Genomic DNA, 14,912 nt, shown 5'->3' with positions numbered 1-14,912 from the left:
GTCCGGGGCTTCCCCGCGAACGGCCCACCCGCTAACCGCTGTTACGAGTCCGTCGACAAATCCGGACAAGCTCGTCCTAAAGTACGGACGTTCGAATGCCGATCAGGCGGGGCGCCCATCGACACGCCCGCCCCCCGCCCGGCCGCCCCGCTCAGCCCGACAGCCGCCCCGAAGCCGCGTCGCACGCCTGGGCCGCCAGCGCGCGCGCCAGGTCGTCCCGTGCCTCAAGTACCAGACGGCGCAGGGCCGGTGGCGCGTCCGGGTGCGCGGTGAGCCAGGCGTCCGTGTCGCGCACCGTCTCCTCCCGGTCCTGCAGACTCGGGTACAGACCCCGCACCACGTCCATGCCGATCTGGATCGAGCGCTCGGCCCACACCCGTTCGATCACCTCGAAGTACTTCTCCGCGTACGGCGCCGTCAACCATCGCTGTCCCGGCTGCGCGAAGCCCGCGATCGTCGCCTCGACCAGCGCGTTCGACAAGGCGTCCGAGTCCACGACGTCCGCCCACGCGGTCGCCTTGACCTCCGGGGACGGCCGCGCGGCCAGACAGCGGACCTGGTGGCGTCTGCCGGACGCGGTGTCGTCGCGCGCCAGTTCCGCGGCGATCACGGACTCGTCGGCAAGTCCGTGCGCGGCCAGCGGACGCAGCAGGCTCCACCGCAGCTCCTGGTCGACGTCGAGGCCGTCGATCTTCGCGGTGTTCCCCAACAGGCTCTGGAGCAGCTGGAAATCGGCGTCCGAGCTGGCCGTCGACGCGAAGAACCGCGCCCAGGTCAGCTGGTGCTGGCTGCCCGGCACGGCCTGCCGGAGCTCGCGCAGCGCGCCCTGCGCCAGCGCCCCCGCGCCCTCGTCGCGCCACCCCGGCGCCGCGTAGTGGATCAGCGCGCCCTGCGCCCAGGCGTGCAGCATCTGGAGGACGCCGATGTCCGACTCGCGCCCGGCGAACCGCAGTACCAGACCGATGAAGTCCCGCGCGGGCATCAGCCCGTCACGCGTCAGATTCCACAGCGCCGACCAGCACAGCGCCCGCGCCAGCGGATCGGTCAGCTCGCCGAGATGCTCGCGCAGCGTCTCCAGCGAACCCTCGTCGAAACGGATCTTGCAGTACGTGAGGTCGTCGTCGTTGACCAGGATCAGATCGGGCCGCTCGGCCCCGGCCAGCTCCGGGACGACCGTACGCGGCCCGTCGACGTCCACCTCGGCGCGCGCGTATCGCACCAGCTCCGCGTCGACGCTCTCGCGCCGGTACAGCCCCACGGCCACCCGGTGCGGGCGAAGTTCGGGGTGCGAGGCGGCGGCCTCCTGGAGCACGGCCAGCTCCGTCACATGGCCGGCGCCGTCGTAGGTGACCGCAGGGGTGAGGGAGTTGACGCCCGCCGTCTCCAGCCAGGAGTGCGACCACGACGTCATGTCGCGCCCCGATGTCTCCTCCAGCACGGACAGCAGATCGCTGAGGGTGGTGTTGCGGTACGCGTGCCGCTTGAAGTAGCGCCGGGCGCCCTCCAGGAACGCCTCGCGCCCGACGTACGCGACGAGTTGCCTCAGCACCGACGCGCCCTTGGCGTAGGTGATGCCGTCGAAGTTGAGCTTCGCGTCCTCCAGATCACGGATGTCGGCCGTGATCGGATGCGTGGACGGCAGCTGGTCGGCGCGGTACGCCCACGACTTGCGGTTGTTGGCGAAGGTGACCCACGCGTTGGTGAAGCGCGTCGCCTCCGCCAGCGAGAGCGCTCCCATGAAGTCGGCGAACGACTCCTTGAGCCACAGGTCGTCCCACCAGCGCATGGTCACGAGATCGCCGAACCACATGTGCGCCATCTCGTGCAGGATGACGTTCGCGCGGCGCTCGTACGACGCCTGCGTGACCTTGCCCCGGAAGACGTAGTCCTCGCGGAAGGTCACACAGCCGGGATTCTCCATCGCACCGATGTTGTACTCCGGCACGAACGCCTGGTCGTACTTCCCGAAGGGGTACGGGTAGTCGAAGTTGTCGTGGAAGAAATCCAGGCCCTGCTTGGTCACCAGAAAGATGTCGTCGGCGTCGAAGTGCCGGGCGAGGCCCTTGCGGCAGAGCGCGCCGAGCGGGATCTCCAGCGTGGACCCGTCCGGGAGCGCGCGCCGGTACACATCGGTGACATGGTGGTACGGCCCCGCCACGACGGCCGTGATGTACGTCGAGATCGGCTTGGTCTCGGCGAACGTCCACACCCCGCCGGCGGACCCCGTCGCCTCACCGTTGCTCCAGACAGTCCAGCCCTCCGGCGCGGTCACCTCGAAGCTGAACGGCGCCTTCAGATCGGGCTGTTCGAAGGTGGCGAAGACACGGCGCGCGTCGGCGGGTTCGTACTGCGTGTACAGATACACCTCGCCGTCCTCCGGGTCGACGAAGCGGTGCATGCCCTCGCCCGTACGGCTGTACGCGCACTGCGCGTCCACGACCAGCACGTTCTCGGCGGCGAGCCCGAACAGCGCGACCCGCGAGCCGTCGAAGACGACGGACGGGTCCAGGGGGCGCCCGTTCAGCGTCACCGATGTCACGCTCGGCGCCACCAGATCGGCGAACATGGCGATACCCGGCTGCGCGGAGCGGAAGTGGATCGTCGTCACCGAGCGGAAGGTGCGTGCCGCGCCCGCCCCGTCGCCACCCGCCCCGTTCTCCGGCGTGGCGCCCGGCACTCCGTCCGGCGCCTCACCGACCGCCGAGCGCAGGTCGAGGGCGACCTCGTACCGGTCGACGGACAGCAGCTCGGCCCGCTCGCGGGCCTCGTCGCGGGACAGGTTCTCACCGGGCACGGGCACTCCTTCGTGTGCGTGTTTTTGTCTGCAACGGCTTGAATTCTCCCACGGGGTGCCTGACGAACGTGCTCCGGGAATGCCGGCGGCGGCCGGCGGCGTTGCCGGTACGTTGCCCATCGCTGAAGCGCAGCCGTTCTTTAGAGGAGAGACACGCCCATGAGCGAAACGAAGGCCAAGACGCCGGTCGACTTCTGGTTCGACCCGATCTGTCCGTGGGCCTGGATGACCTCCCGCTGGATGCTTGAGGTGGAGAAGGTCAGGAACGTCGAGGTCAGCTGGCATGTGATGAGCCTGGCCGTACTGAACGAGTCGAAGCTCGACGAGCTTCCGGAGCAGTACCGGGAGGGTATGAAGGCCGCCTGGGGCCCGGTCCGCGTCGTGATCGCCGCCCAGCAGCTGCACGGCGACGAGGTGGTCGGCAAGCTGTACACCGCCCTCGGTACCCGCTTCCACAACGCCGCCGAGGGCAACGGCCGCGAGACCATCGCCGCGGCGCTGGCCGACGTCGGTCTGCCGGCCGACCTCATCGATTACATCGACAAGGACACCTACGACTCCGAGCTGCGCGCCTCCCATAAGGAGGGCATCGACAAGGTCGGCCAGGAGGTCGGCACCCCGGTGATCGCGGTGCCCGGCTCGGACGGCGAGCAGATCGCGTTCTTCGGCCCGGTCGTCACCCCCGCGCCCAAGGGCGAGGAGGCCGCGAAGCTGTGGGACGGGACGCTGATGGTCGCCTCCATCCCCGGCTTCTACGAGATCAAGCGCACCCGTACGCAGGGCCCGATCTTCGACTGAGCCGCCTCTTCGCCGGAGTCCGAGGTCCCCGGCCCGCGCCGTCGTGCGCGCGCCGCGATCGCTCGACGGCACCGGATGGGTGACCTGTGGAAGGACCCCCGCGAGTCATGTCCTCGCAGGGGTCCTTCGTCATTCCGTCCGCAGGTGAAGGCTGAGAAGACGATCACGAGCAGGACGCCTTGGGGTGGCGGGCCGGTCGGTCCCGTCAGGGGGCAAGGAGCAGCACGTCGTCACGCTGCTTCGCCGCCGCGTAACGCCGTGCCACGTCCTGCCAGTTCACGACGCGCCACATCGCCTCGATGAAGTCCACCTTCTGGTTCTTGTACTGGAGGTAGAAGGCGTGCTCCCAGGCGTCGAAGACCAGGACCGGCACGGACCCCTGCCCGACGTTGCCCTGGTGGTCGTAGACCTGCTCGACGATCAGACGGCCGCTGAGCGGCTCGTACGCCAGAACGCCCCAGCCGGAGCCCTGCGTCGTCGCCGCGGCCTTCGTCAGCTGGGCCTTGAATCCCGCGAAGGAGCCGAACGACTCGGTGATCGCGTCGGCGAGGTCGCCGACACCGTCGGCCGCCAGCGGCTCGCCGCCGCCGTTGTCGCCCGTCATGTTGTGCCAGTAGATCGAGTGGAGGACATGGCCGGAGAGATGGAACGCGAGGCTCTTCTGGAGACCGTTGATCGCGCCCCAGGACTCCTTGCCACGTGCCTCGTCCAGCTGCTCCAGGGTGTCGTTCGCCCCCTTCACGTACGCGGCGTGGTGCTTGTCGTGGTGGAGCTCGATGATCTGCGGGTTGATGACCGGTTCGAGCGCCGCGTAGTCGTAGGGGAGTTCGGGGAGTGTGTAGATGGCCATGGGCGAGCCCTCCTGCTGCTTATTGCACATCTTATGCAGTTGCACGCTAACAGCAAGAGGGCTCCATGTTGATCAGGCGCCGGTCCTGGGCCTATCGGCTGGTGTCCGCCGCCGCCGCGTCCCGCGCCATCGCCGCGATGTCCGGGTAGTCCGTCACCACCGCGTCCACACCACGCCCGAAGTGCAGCGCGTACTCGGCGAAGGCGTCACCGAACTCGTTGGGATTCGCGCCGCGCCGGAACTGCGCGGGCAGGTACTGGTTCTCCGCGCGGAAGGTGTACGCACCCACCTTCAGACCCGCCCGGTGCGCATCCGCCAGCAGGGTGAACGGCTCCACCACGGACGACTTGTCCGGGCCGATCCAGTCCGCGTACCGCGCGATCTTCCGCAGTCCCTCCGGCGCCATCATGTCCTTGTACGTCGTGGGGTCACCCGCCGCGACCAGGTCGTACGGCGCGCCCGTCGTGCCCAGCGCCTGCCAGAGCGGCAGCCGCAGCCGCTCGTCGGCGAACGCGGCGAGGCTGCTGGGCTCGAACGACTGGACCACGCACTCGTCGGCGTCCAGCCGGTGGCGCCGCACGATCCGCGCCAGCGCCGGCTCCAGGGGCAGCCCGATGGAGCGGAAGTACGTGGGGTGCTTGGTCTCCGGGAAGACGGCGATCCGGCGGCGGTGGAGCCGGGACAGCTCACGGGCCAGCTTCACGACCTCCTCGAAGGTCATCACCGGCTCGCGGCCGTCGAAGACGGTGTTGCGGTTCCGGATCAGCGGCAGCCTCTCGACGGCCCGCAGGGTCTTCAGCTCGGCCAGCGTGAAGTCCTCCGTGAACCAGCCGGTCACCGGCCGCCCGTCGACCGTCTTCGTCGTACGCCGGTCCGCGAACTCGGGGTGCTTCGCGATGTCCGTCGTCTGCGAGATCTCGTTCTCGTGCCGCACGACCAGGACGTGGTCCTTGGTCGGCACGAGATCGGGCTCGATCCAGTCGGCACCGGTCCGCACGGCGTAGGTGTACGCCGCCGCGGTGTGCTCGGGCCGCCACCCGGCGGCGCCCCGGTGCCCGATGACCACCGGCCGCCCGGAGCCCCCGGGCCGCCGGTCGTGCTCCGTGGCACCGGCCGCGGCGGCGGGCAGCGCGGGGACGGCGGTCGCGGCGGTAGCGGCGCCGGCCGCGAGCAGTATGGAGCGGCGTCTGGGCTGTGCGGACATACGGGTCTCCCTCGTAAGGCTCGTGTATCGGCGGACGGTTGGCGAAAAGCGGGGGGGGGACGGCGGCAGCACGATAGGCATCCACCGAGGCCGAGTCGGCGCGGTACGCGGCGGATTCACCGTCTGTACGGCGGGTGGCCGCCGGGGGTTCACCGGTGGCCCGGCCGGACGGCGCGGGACCGCGCGCCGCGTACGTACGGCGTGGCCGTGCGTACGGCGGTGGCCTCCGCCCCCGCTCACGCCGCCGCGCCCCGGCCCCGCGCGCGTACGGCAGCCCGATCCCCACCGCCACCGCGCTCGCCGGCACCACGTGTGGTACGGCAGCGCCCGCAGCCCCACCGCGACGGCGAAGAGCGCGACGCCGGCCCCGCTCACGCCGCCGCGCCTCGGCCACGGCCCGGGGTCCCACTACGTACCGTGGCGTCCACGCGCCGCCGTCAGGCGCGACAGGTGGTCCTCGTATCCCTTCGCGTAGTACGCCGCCCGCGCCGGGTCCGGTTCGATCACCGCCGTCGGGGCCGTCCACCGGGCCACGTCCAGCGCCACCCCGTGCCGCGCCGCCGAGGCGATCACCGCGCCGCGCGCGCCCACCTCGCCCTCCACGATCCGCAGCGGCCTGCCCAGCACATCGGCGAACAGCCGCGTCCACGCGGGGCTCCGGGTGCCGCCGCCGCAGACCGCCAGGGTGCCCGTCAGGCCCGCCGCCTCCAGGCAGTGGCGGGCGGCGTAGGCGATGCCCTCGCAGGTGGCCCGGATCAGATCGGCCGGCGTCGACTCCAGTGAGACGCCCGTCAGTTCGGCACGCAGCGCCGGGTCCACGAACGGCGCGCGTTCGCCCGACGGGGCGAAGTACGGCAGCACCCGGACGCCTCCCGCACCCGGCTCCACCGCGTCGAGCAGCGCGTCCACCTCCGCGTGGTCCGTGCCGGTCGTCGTCAGGACCCAGTCCAGCGCGGCCGTCCCGACCATCGCGGGCATCGCGCGCAGCCAGTGCCCCGGCCGGTCCGTCGAGATGTGCAGCCCGCCCGGCTCACCGTCCAGGTCGAGCGTGTCCGTCGCGACGAGCGAGGCCAGGCAGGTGCCGATGATGAGCAGCCCGTCCCCCGGCTCCGTGACCCCCGCACCCAGCGCGCTGGCCGGCAGGTCGTAGGGCCCGTTGGCGATCCGTACGCCCGACGGCAGTTCACCGATGGCGACCGGATCGCTGACCGGCGCCAGCAGCGGAGCCCGGTGCGTGAGCCCCAACTCGGCCAGCACATCGCCGGAGTACGCGCGCGTCCTCGGGTCCAGGAACGGCATCGACGCGTCCGAGACATCCGTCGCCCGCACCCCCGTCAGCCGCTGGAAGACCATGTCCTTGCAGTACAGCGCCGTTTCCGCGGCTTCCAGCGCCGCCGGCTCGTGACGGTCGAGCCAGGCCAGCACGGGCCCCGGGCAGCCGGGGAACATCGCGCTGCCGCTGCGCCGGAACACCGAATCGAAGACCCCGGACGCCAGCCACGCGTCCACGAACTCATGGGCCCTGCCGTCCATCCAGGAGATCGCGGGCCGCACCGGGCGCCCCTCGGCGTCGACCAGCCAGACCCCGTCGCCCTGGCCGGTGAGCCCGGCCAGCTCGACCGGCTCGGGCAGGGCGGCGGTGAGCGTACCGAGGGCGTCGACGACCGCGTCGTACAACTCCTCCATGTCCTGCTCGACATGGCCGCCGCGGATGTCCAGGCGCACCGGGCGGGACTCGACGGCCAGCGCGTTGCCCCCGTCGTCGAAGGCCGCGGCCTTCACCGTGGACGTGCCGACATCGATACCGACGTACATCACGCTCTCCTCAGGTGGGTCCCGGGCTCAGGTCAGGCAGTGCGCCAGCGGCTCGCCCTTGGCGTAGCGCGCCACCTCCGCCGCGGCGATCCGCGCCGCCTTCCGCGCCACCGCCTTGCTCGCCCCGCCCAGATGCGGGGTCAGCACCAGATTCGGAGTGCCGCGGAGCCGGGAGTCGGCCGGGAGCGGCTCCTGCTCGTACGTGTCGAGCGCCGCCGTCGCGAGCTGCCCGCTCCTCAGCGCGTCGCAGAGCGCGTCGGTGTCGAGCAGCCCGCCGCGCGCCACGTTCACCAGGGCCGATCCCCTTGGCATCAGGGCGAGTTCGGGCGCGCCGATCAGCCCCCGGGTCTCGGGGGTGAGCCGGGCGTGCAGTGTGACGACACTCGACCGGGACAGCAGCGCCTGGAGGGACTTGGACCGCATGCCGTGCACATCGCCGCGTACGTACGGGTCGTACACCTCCACCTCCGCGCCGAACGCGGTCAGCACCCGGGCGACCCGGCTGCCGACCGCGCCGTAACCGATCAGCCCCACCGGGGTGTCCTCCAGCTCCGGGCCGCAGCGCGTGTACGTGTAGTGCGAGGCGTCCCACTCCCCGTCCAGGGCGAGGGAGTTGTGCGCCTGCGGGATCCGCCGCAGGGCCGCCAGCATCATCCCGACGGTGAACTCGGCGGTGGCCGCCGCGTTGCGCCCCGGCGCGAAGCAGACCTTCACACCGCGCGCCCGTGCCGCCTCGACGTTGACGTTGACCGGGCCGCCCCGGCACACCGCGACCATCCGCAGCGCGGGCGACGCGGCCAGCACCCGCTCGGTGAAGGGACCCATCTGGGTCACACAGACCTCGACCCCGTCCAGCGCCTCGATCAGCGCGTCCTCGGAGTCGTTGGCCTCATGGACCTCGGCGACCTCGCCGAACGGGGTGAGCGGCCAGGGGAGGGTGAGCTCGGTGATCTCGGCCGGGCCGGCGACGTCGCGCCGCAGGGCCTCGGTGATCAGGGAGTTGAGGACGAAGTGGTCACCCGCGGCGAGGATCTTCACGTCAGCGCGCCTCCTGTCTCGGCGTCGAACACGTGCGTGTGCCGCGGGTCGGCGGTGACGCGCACGGTGTCGCCCCGGTCCAGGCGGATCTCCGGGCCGGTCTCCACGACGAGGGGTTCCGTGACGCCGTCGAGCGTGAGCGTGGCGATTCCGGACTCCAGGAGCGGCTCATGGGCGCTGACCGTAGCCCGTACGGCGCCGTCCTTTGCCCCGCCCGGCCCGGTGTCCCCCGTCCCGTCGCCCGGCTCACCCTCCCGGGTCAGCCGCAGGTCCTCCGGACGGATGCCGAGCAGCACCTCGCGGCCCACGGGTGCGCCGGCCGGGCACGGGAACCGCGCCGCTCCGGCGAGCCGTACCCACCCGCCGGCCGCCACGACGCCCGGCAGCAGATTGATCGCCGGCTCCCCCACGAAGTCGGCGACGAACACATTCGCCGGGGCGTCGTAGATCTCGTACGCCGTGCCGACCTGCTGGATCACGCCGTCGCGCATGACGGCGATCCGGTCGGCGAGCGACAGCGCCTCCTCCTGGTCGTGGGTGACGAGGATCGTCGTATGGCCCAAGTCCCGCTGAATCCGCTTGAGTTCGCGGCGCGTCGTGTCGCGCTGGGCGGCGTCCAGATGGGACAGCGGCTCGTCCAGGAGCAGTACGTCGGGCTCCCGGATCAACGCCCTGGCCAGCGCGACGCGCTGCTTCTGGCCGCTGGACAGACCGGCGGGCCGAGCGGCGAGCAGGTCGGTGATGCCGATCCGCTCCGCCATGTCGGCGACGCGCCGGGCCCGTTCCCTGGCCCCGTGCAGCCGGCGGGCCGCGAGCCCGAAGCCGAGATTCTCCGCGACGGTCAGCGGCGGGTAGAGCGCGTAGTTCTCGAAGGCGACACCGATGTTGCGTTCCCGCGCGGGGAGGGAGACGACGGAGTCCCCGCCGACCAGGATGTCGCCGCCGGTCACGGACTCCAGACCGGCGATCATCCGCAGCGTGGTGGACTTGCCGCAGCCGGACGGGCCCAGCAGGCCGAGGAGTTCGCCGGAGCGCAACTCGATGTCGATGCCGCGCACCGCCTCGACGGCGGGACGGCCACGCGACACATAGGTCTTGCGCAGCGCACGGAGAGTCAGGTCCTGTCCGGCGGATGGTTCAGTCACCGCCCACCTCACAGATTTGGTAGGGGACCTTGTGCTCGTCGAGGTCGCGCAGCGCGTCCGCGGAGGCGCCCGCGTCGACAAGCACCAGATCGAAGGCGGAGAGCGGGGCCAGCCGGTGCAGCGCGACCCGGCCGAGTTTGGAGTGGTCCAGCAGCAGGACGTTCTTCGCCGCCGAGCCGAGCATGGCGCGCTTCACGGAGACGATGTGCTGCTCCTGGTGGTAGGCGAAGCCCCCGGAGACGGCGGAGGTGGAGGTGAAGCAGATGTCGACCTGGAGCGACTGCACGGCCTCGACGCAACTGACGCCGAGGAAGGAGGAGTGGAGCGGGTCGTAGTCGCCGCCGAGCGCCATCAGATGGATGCCCCGCTCCCCGGACAGCAGATTGATCGCCTCCAGGAAGTTGGTGACGACGGTGAGCGGGGTGATGGGGCCGAGCCGCCGCGCGATCTCCAGGGTGGAGGTCGAGTCGTCGAGCATCACCGCCATGCCGGGCTCGACGAGGGTCAGCGCGTGCCGGGCGACCGCCGCCTTCTCCTCGTGCATGGCCTTGAGGCGGAAGGCGACGTTCGACTCGAAGACGCCGGACGGCTGGGCGGTCACCCCGCCCCTGAACTTCCTTACGATTCCCTGCCGTTCGAGCTCGTCCAGATCGCGGTGGATGGTCATCAGACTGACGTCGAAGCGTGCTGCCAGCTCGGCGGCGGTGCCCTCGCCCTGTGCGAGGACGTACTCGGCTATCGCCGCCTGGCGCGAGGCGGGGCCGCGCTGCTGCTGGGTGCTCATGGGGTGATCCTTCGTCCTGGACGCTCCGGCCGGTCGGCCTCGAACAGGAGCAGGCTCTCAGGCCCTACGGAGAGCCGCACAGGATCGTCCACGCGCAGACCGGCCGCGGCGGCGCGCGGGGCGACGAGCGACAACTGCCGGGAGCCGAGCTGGACGGTCACCTCGGTGGCGCGGCCGAGGACCTCGGTGACGTAGACGGTGCCGGTCAGCTCCAGCGCGCCGTCGACCGACCCACCCAGGGTGATGTCCCTCGGCCGTACCCCCAGCTGTACGGCGGTGCCCGGCGCCGCCGGCAGGTCCACCGGCAGCTCGAAGCCGCCCGCCGCCGAGCCGAAGTGCCCGTCCGCGGTGACCGTCCCCGGCAGCAGATTGATCAGCGGACGCCCGAAGGCGCGGGCGACGAACGTGTCGTACGGCCGGTGCCAGATCTCCTCGCGCGTCCCGGTCTGCGTGATCCGCCCGTCCCTTATCACCCCGATCCGGTCGCCGAGCGCCAGCGCCTCCACCGAGTCGTGCGTCACATACAGCGTGGTGGTGTGCCGGACGTCGCCGATCGCCTTCAGTTCGGCGCGCATCGCCTGGCGGAGTTTGGCGTCGAGATGGGAGAGCGGTTCGTCGAGGAGGAACGCGCGGGCGGGCCGGACGAGCACCCGGCCGAGCGCCACCCGCTGCCGCTGCCCGTTCGACAGCGCGCCGACGGGGCGCTCCAACAGCCGCTCGATACCGAGGAGTTCCGCGACCTCATGGATCCGCGTCCGGGCCTCGGCGGCCGGCAGCCGGTACTTGGGCGAGCGCAGCGGCGAGGCGAGGTTGTCGTAGGCGGAACGGTGCGGATAAAGCGCGTACGACTCGAAGCACATGGCCACGCCCCGGTCGTAGGGCTCCACGCCCGTCATGTCCCGGCCGCCGAGCTCGACGGTCCCCGAGTCGGGCTCCTCCAGCCCGGCGACGGTCTTGAGCGTGGTCGTCTTGCCCGCGCCGGAGGGGCCGAGCAGACAGAAGAACTCGCCCTCGGCGACGTTCAGTTCGATGCCGTCGAGCGCGGTGGTGCGCCCGTACGACTTGTGGACGCCGCGCAGCGCGATCGAGGCCGAGGACGGCGCGGGGGTCATGACTTCACCGCCCCGAACGAAAGCCCCCGCACCAGATACCGCTGGATCGTGAGCGCGAGGAGCAGCGGCGGGATCACCGACACCAGCGCGGCGGCGGCCGTCAGGTTGTACTTGGGCCGGTCGCCGCCGAGGAACGACAGCGCGCCCACGGTCACGGTCTGCGCCTGCGACGAGGTGAGGATCAGCGGGAAGACGAAGTTGTTCCACGCGAAGATGAAGGCCAGCAGCGAAACGGCGGCGATGCCGGGCTTCACCAGCGGGAGCGCGACACGGAAGAACGCCTGCTTGCGGGTGTAGCCGTCGAGCAGCGCGGCCTGCTCCAGCTCCGGCGACAGATCGGCGAAGTACGACCGCATGATCCAGACGATCAGTGGCAGCGTGACCAGTTGCAGGACCCAGATCATGCCGACGTAGGTGTCGAAGAGCCCGAGCTGCTGGTAGAGCACGAACAGCGGGATGATCACGGTCAGTTCGGGCGCGAAGCGGAACGACAGCAGCGTGAACATCAGATTCTCCGAGCCCCGGAACCGCCACCGCGCGGCGGCGTACGCGGCGGGCAGCCCGATCACCAGGGAGAGCCCGACCGCCCCCAGCGACACCACCAGGCTGTTGACGAAGAAACGTACGAACGGCACGCCCTCGTCCTCGCCGGCGCCGAGGACCGTCCGGTAGGAGTCGAGGGTCGGGCTGAAGGAGAAGTACGTGCTGAACAGGTCGTTCGCCGGTTTCAGGGAAAGGATCACCATCCACACGACCGGGAAGAGCGCGAAGACGAAGTAGAGGATCAGCGCACCGTCGGCGGCGATCGCCAGCGCCCGCCGCCGCGAAGCCCTGTGGGACTTTCCGCCCTTCTGACTGCCCGTCATTTCGGCACCTCCGCGGCCCGGTTCTGTATCCGGCCCAGATAGCGCACCAGCACCATGGCCGCGAGATAGACCACCGCCCACAGCACGATCATGTAGCTCAGCCCGAACGAGTAACGCTGGAAGCGGATCGCCTCCAGATACGCCCGGATCTGGAGTACCACCGTTGAGTCGCCGGGGCCGCCCTCCGTCAGGGCGTAGATGATGTCGAAGACCTTCAGCGAGTCCATGAACCGGAAGATCACGGCGACCAGGACGTACGGCCAGAGCATCGGCATCGTCAGCTTGCGGAAGGTGAACCACCAGCTCGCACCGTCGACCGCCGCCGCCTCGAACGGAGAGGTGGGCAGCGAGCGCAGCCCGGCCAGCGCGAGGATCGCGACGAACGGTGTGTAGACCCACACGTCCACGGCGATCGACGACAGCAGCGCGCCGGTCGGGGTGTCCGTCCACTGGACACCGCCGAGACCGAACGGCCGCAGCAGATGGTTCACGACGCCGACCGACGGCTGGAGCATCAGCTTCCAGATGATCGCGGCGATCACGGGAGCGATCATCAGCGGCAGGATGAGGACCTTCTCCAGCACCCGGCCCACCAGCGTCGAGCGGTGCAGGAGCAGCGCGACGGCGACGCCGAGGACCGTCTCGACGGCGGCGGCGCCGACGGCGTACAGCACCGTCACCCACGCCGAGTCCCAGAAGGAGGAGTCGGTGAAGATCCGGCGGTAGTTCTCCAGGCCCACGAGGTCCGGCTGCGGTTTGCTCGCCGCGAAGTCGAACACGGTGTAGTAGAGGCCGAGTCCGAAGGGATAGAGGATCCCGCCGGTCAGCAGCAGGGCGGGGACGATGAGCAGATACGGCCGCAGTGCGCGCCGCCACCCCGGCACGCTCCGTGCGGCGCCGAGCCCGAGCGGGGCAGCGCCCGAGCCCGGTCCGGGGCCCGGTTCCGAGCCCGTACCGGGGCCCGGTTCCGCGGCCGACGCCTTCTCAGGGGCGTCGGCCACGGCCGCGTCGTCGGACGAGGCCGCCCCGTGATCGGCCTCCGTCGACGAGTCCATGGGGCGTCACCCGACCTTCGAGGCCAGATCGTCCGCCAGACCGTTCAGCACCGGCCCCGCGCTCTTGCCCCCGTAGATCTCCTGGAGCGCCGACGCCCAGCTGGTGGTCGCGTCGAAGAACTGCTCCTGCGGGGTGAACTGGATCCGTGTCTGGTCCTGGACGGCCTCGAACGTCTCGATGAAACCGGGGAGTTCCTTCATCTTGTTCCGGTACGCCGCGTCGTCGCTCACGGACTTGCGCACCGGATCGATGTGGTTGTACTCGACCGCGCCCTTGCGCAGGTGCTCCTTGCCGGTGGCCCACTGGAGGAACAACCACGCCGCGCTCTTCCTCTCGCTCTTGGCGTTCATCCCGAGCGACCAGATCCACATGTTGGTCGCCAGCGACCCGTCGGGCCCCCTCGGCCCCGGGTGGAAGGCGATGTTCCCGGCGGCGGGCGAGGCACCCTTCACCGCCTGGAAGTACGCGGCGGTGTCCGCGTCGAAGAGCATGCCCGCCTTCTTCGCGCCCAGGTCGCTGGAGCACTGGTACCAGGTGTACGAGGTCCAGGAGGGCGGCCCGCCCTTCTTGACCATGTCCGCCCAGTCGCGGGTGAACGTGATGGCCTCGGGCGAGTTCATGGCGGGCTTCAGGCTCTCCCCGTCGACCGTGAAGTCCTTCAGCTTGTAGCGGGAGAACATCGTCATGAAGCCGGGATGGATCGTCGCCCAGCTCCGCGAGCCGCGTACCGCGACCCCGTACATCCCGTCGAAACCGGCGCCCGGCGCCTTGCGCTTGATGGTGCCCGCGAGTTCACGCAGCTCGTCGAAGGACTCGGCCGGCCTCAGCCCCAGCTTGTCGAAGACCTCCGTGTTGTACGCCACGACGTTGGCCTCCCAGCCCCACGGCAGCGCGTACTGCCCGCCCCGGCCGAGCGGCGCACCCGCCTTCAGGGACCACCGGGTGCCTTCGAGGAGACTCGGCAGGAAGTCGTTCTGGTCCCATTCCGCGCCGGTGGCGGACTCGTTGCGCATCCACGGACCGAGGTCCTCCAGCCAGCCCGGCGGGCCGTACTGCCACACCATGTAGGCGCCGAGCATGAAGATGTCGTACGACGCCCGGCCGCTGGAGAGGTCCACGGTCAGCTTGTCGAAGTAGTTGTCCTCGGGGAACACGTCGTACTCGACCTTGATGCCGGTCTTCTCGGTGAAGGTCCCCAGCTCGGCGATCAGGGCGTCCGTGTACGGGTGCTTGTTGAGCAGCGCCTTGACGGTCGTGCCCTTGTGCCGCCGCCAGTCGAACGATCCGGTGACATCGTCGGCCGCCGAACCGTCGCTCTTGCTGTCGCCGCCGCCGAAGCCGGCGCCGCAGGCGCTCAGCAGCGGGACGGACGACGCCGCCGCCGTCAGAGCGAGGAACCGCCGCCGGTCGTGCCCGAGCTGCCCGTGCATGTCCATCCATGACCTCCACG

Annotated in this window: 12 protein-coding genes; 1 reads left to right on the top strand and 11 read right to left on the bottom strand. The window is 70.6% G+C overall.

The annotated features are described in order from the left end of the window. Window positions 1-151: 151 nt before the first annotated feature. Window positions 152-2,794 carry an aminopeptidase N gene (gene pepN / locus ACIBBB_RS10225; protein ID WP_398980549.1) on the bottom strand — a complete coding sequence of 881 codons (2,643 nt, stop codon included), beginning with the start codon at window positions 2,792-2,794 and terminating at the stop codon, window positions 152-154. Between the two features lie 159 nt (window positions 2,795-2,953). Here pepN and ACIBBB_RS10220 point away from each other — a divergent pair, with 159 nt between their 5' ends. Continuing rightward, complete coding sequence (locus ACIBBB_RS10220) at window positions 2,954-3,592, top strand: DsbA family protein (protein WP_398980548.1); 639 nt, start codon at window positions 2,954-2,956, stop codon at window positions 3,590-3,592. Between the two features lie 205 nt (window positions 3,593-3,797). Here ACIBBB_RS10220 and ACIBBB_RS10215 read toward each other — a convergent pair whose 3' ends face one another. From ACIBBB_RS10215 to ACIBBB_RS10170, 10 genes are all read right to left on the bottom strand, one after another. Continuing rightward, window positions 3,798-4,442 (bottom strand): superoxide dismutase, encoded by a 645-nt coding sequence (locus ACIBBB_RS10215; protein WP_398980547.1) that lies wholly within the window; start codon window positions 4,440-4,442, stop codon window positions 3,798-3,800. A gap of 91 nt (window positions 4,443-4,533) precedes the next feature. Further along, complete coding sequence (locus ACIBBB_RS10210; RefSeq protein WP_398980546.1) at window positions 4,534-5,646, bottom strand: glycerophosphodiester phosphodiesterase family protein; 1,113 nt, start codon at window positions 5,644-5,646, stop codon at window positions 4,534-4,536. A gap of 408 nt (window positions 5,647-6,054) precedes the next feature. Then, window positions 6,055-7,461, bottom strand: a complete 1,407-nt coding sequence (locus ACIBBB_RS10205; protein WP_398980545.1) for an FGGY family carbohydrate kinase — start codon at window positions 7,459-7,461, stop codon at window positions 6,055-6,057. 27 nt (window positions 7,462-7,488) lie between these two features. Continuing rightward, window positions 7,489-8,499: a 2-hydroxyacid dehydrogenase gene (locus ACIBBB_RS10200; RefSeq protein WP_398980544.1), complete on the bottom strand. Its 1,011-nt coding sequence runs from the start codon at window positions 8,497-8,499 to the stop codon at window positions 7,489-7,491. Beyond that, window positions 8,496-9,644, bottom strand: coding sequence for an ABC transporter ATP-binding protein (locus tag ACIBBB_RS10195; RefSeq protein ID WP_398980543.1), 1,149 nt, complete (start codon window positions 9,642-9,644; stop codon window positions 8,496-8,498). The genes ACIBBB_RS10200 and ACIBBB_RS10195 overlap by 4 nt, the downstream gene beginning before the upstream one ends. Then, window positions 9,637-10,428 (bottom strand): DeoR/GlpR family DNA-binding transcription regulator, encoded by a 792-nt coding sequence (locus tag ACIBBB_RS10190; protein ID WP_398980542.1) that lies wholly within the window; start codon window positions 10,426-10,428, stop codon window positions 9,637-9,639. Before ACIBBB_RS10190 ends, ACIBBB_RS10195 begins: the two co-directional genes overlap by 8 nt. After that, window positions 10,425-11,540, bottom strand: coding sequence for an ABC transporter ATP-binding protein (locus ACIBBB_RS10185; RefSeq protein ID WP_398980541.1), 1,116 nt, complete (start codon window positions 11,538-11,540; stop codon window positions 10,425-10,427). The genes ACIBBB_RS10190 and ACIBBB_RS10185 overlap by 4 nt, the downstream gene beginning before the upstream one ends. Further along, window positions 11,537-12,406 carry a carbohydrate ABC transporter permease gene (locus tag ACIBBB_RS10180; protein ID WP_398980540.1) on the bottom strand — a complete coding sequence of 290 codons (870 nt, stop codon included), beginning with the start codon at window positions 12,404-12,406 and terminating at the stop codon, window positions 11,537-11,539. Before ACIBBB_RS10180 ends, ACIBBB_RS10185 begins: the two co-directional genes overlap by 4 nt. Next, complete coding sequence (locus ACIBBB_RS10175) at window positions 12,403-13,461, bottom strand: carbohydrate ABC transporter permease (RefSeq protein WP_398980539.1); 1,059 nt, start codon at window positions 13,459-13,461, stop codon at window positions 12,403-12,405. The genes ACIBBB_RS10180 and ACIBBB_RS10175 overlap by 4 nt, the downstream gene beginning before the upstream one ends. A 6-nt stretch (window positions 13,462-13,467) precedes the next feature. Further along, window positions 13,468-14,898 (bottom strand): ABC transporter substrate-binding protein, encoded by a 1,431-nt coding sequence (locus ACIBBB_RS10170; protein ID WP_398980538.1) that lies wholly within the window; start codon window positions 14,896-14,898, stop codon window positions 13,468-13,470. Window positions 14,899-14,912 lie beyond the last annotated feature (14 nt).

Origin of the sequence: Streptomyces sp. NPDC051217 (assembly GCF_044455465.1) — a bacterium.
Classification (GTDB): domain Bacteria; phylum Actinomycetota; class Actinomycetes; order Streptomycetales; family Streptomycetaceae; genus Streptomyces.
This window is presented reverse-complemented; position numbering and strand designations above follow the sequence as displayed.

Excerpts from the sequence above, each read along its gene's own strand:
- ACIBBB_RS10215 (WP_398980547.1), bottom strand. The coding sequence starts at position 4,442 with ATGGCCATCTACACACTCCCCGAACTCCCCTACGACTACGCGGCGCTC.
- ACIBBB_RS10175 (WP_398980539.1), bottom strand. The coding sequence starts at position 13,461 with ATGGACTCGTCGACGGAGGCCGATCACGGGGCGGCCTCGTCCGACGAC.
- ACIBBB_RS10180 (WP_398980540.1), bottom strand. The coding sequence starts at position 12,406 with ATGACGGGCAGTCAGAAGGGCGGAAAGTCCCACAGGGCTTCGCGGCGG.
- ACIBBB_RS10220 (WP_398980548.1), top strand. The coding sequence starts at position 2,954 with ATGAGCGAAACGAAGGCCAAGACGCCGGTCGACTTCTGGTTCGACCCG.
- ACIBBB_RS10205 (WP_398980545.1), bottom strand. The coding sequence starts at position 7,461 with ATGTACGTCGGTATCGATGTCGGCACGTCCACGGTGAAGGCCGCGGCC.
- ACIBBB_RS10210 (WP_398980546.1), bottom strand. The coding sequence starts at position 5,646 with ATGTCCGCACAGCCCAGACGCCGCTCCATACTGCTCGCGGCCGGCGCC.
- ACIBBB_RS10185 (WP_398980541.1), bottom strand. The coding sequence starts at position 11,540 with ATGACCCCCGCGCCGTCCTCGGCCTCGATCGCGCTGCGCGGCGTCCAC.
- ACIBBB_RS10190 (WP_398980542.1), bottom strand. The coding sequence starts at position 10,428 with ATGAGCACCCAGCAGCAGCGCGGCCCCGCCTCGCGCCAGGCGGCGATA.
- ACIBBB_RS10170 (WP_398980538.1), bottom strand. The coding sequence starts at position 14,898 with ATGGACATGCACGGGCAGCTCGGGCACGACCGGCGGCGGTTCCTCGCT.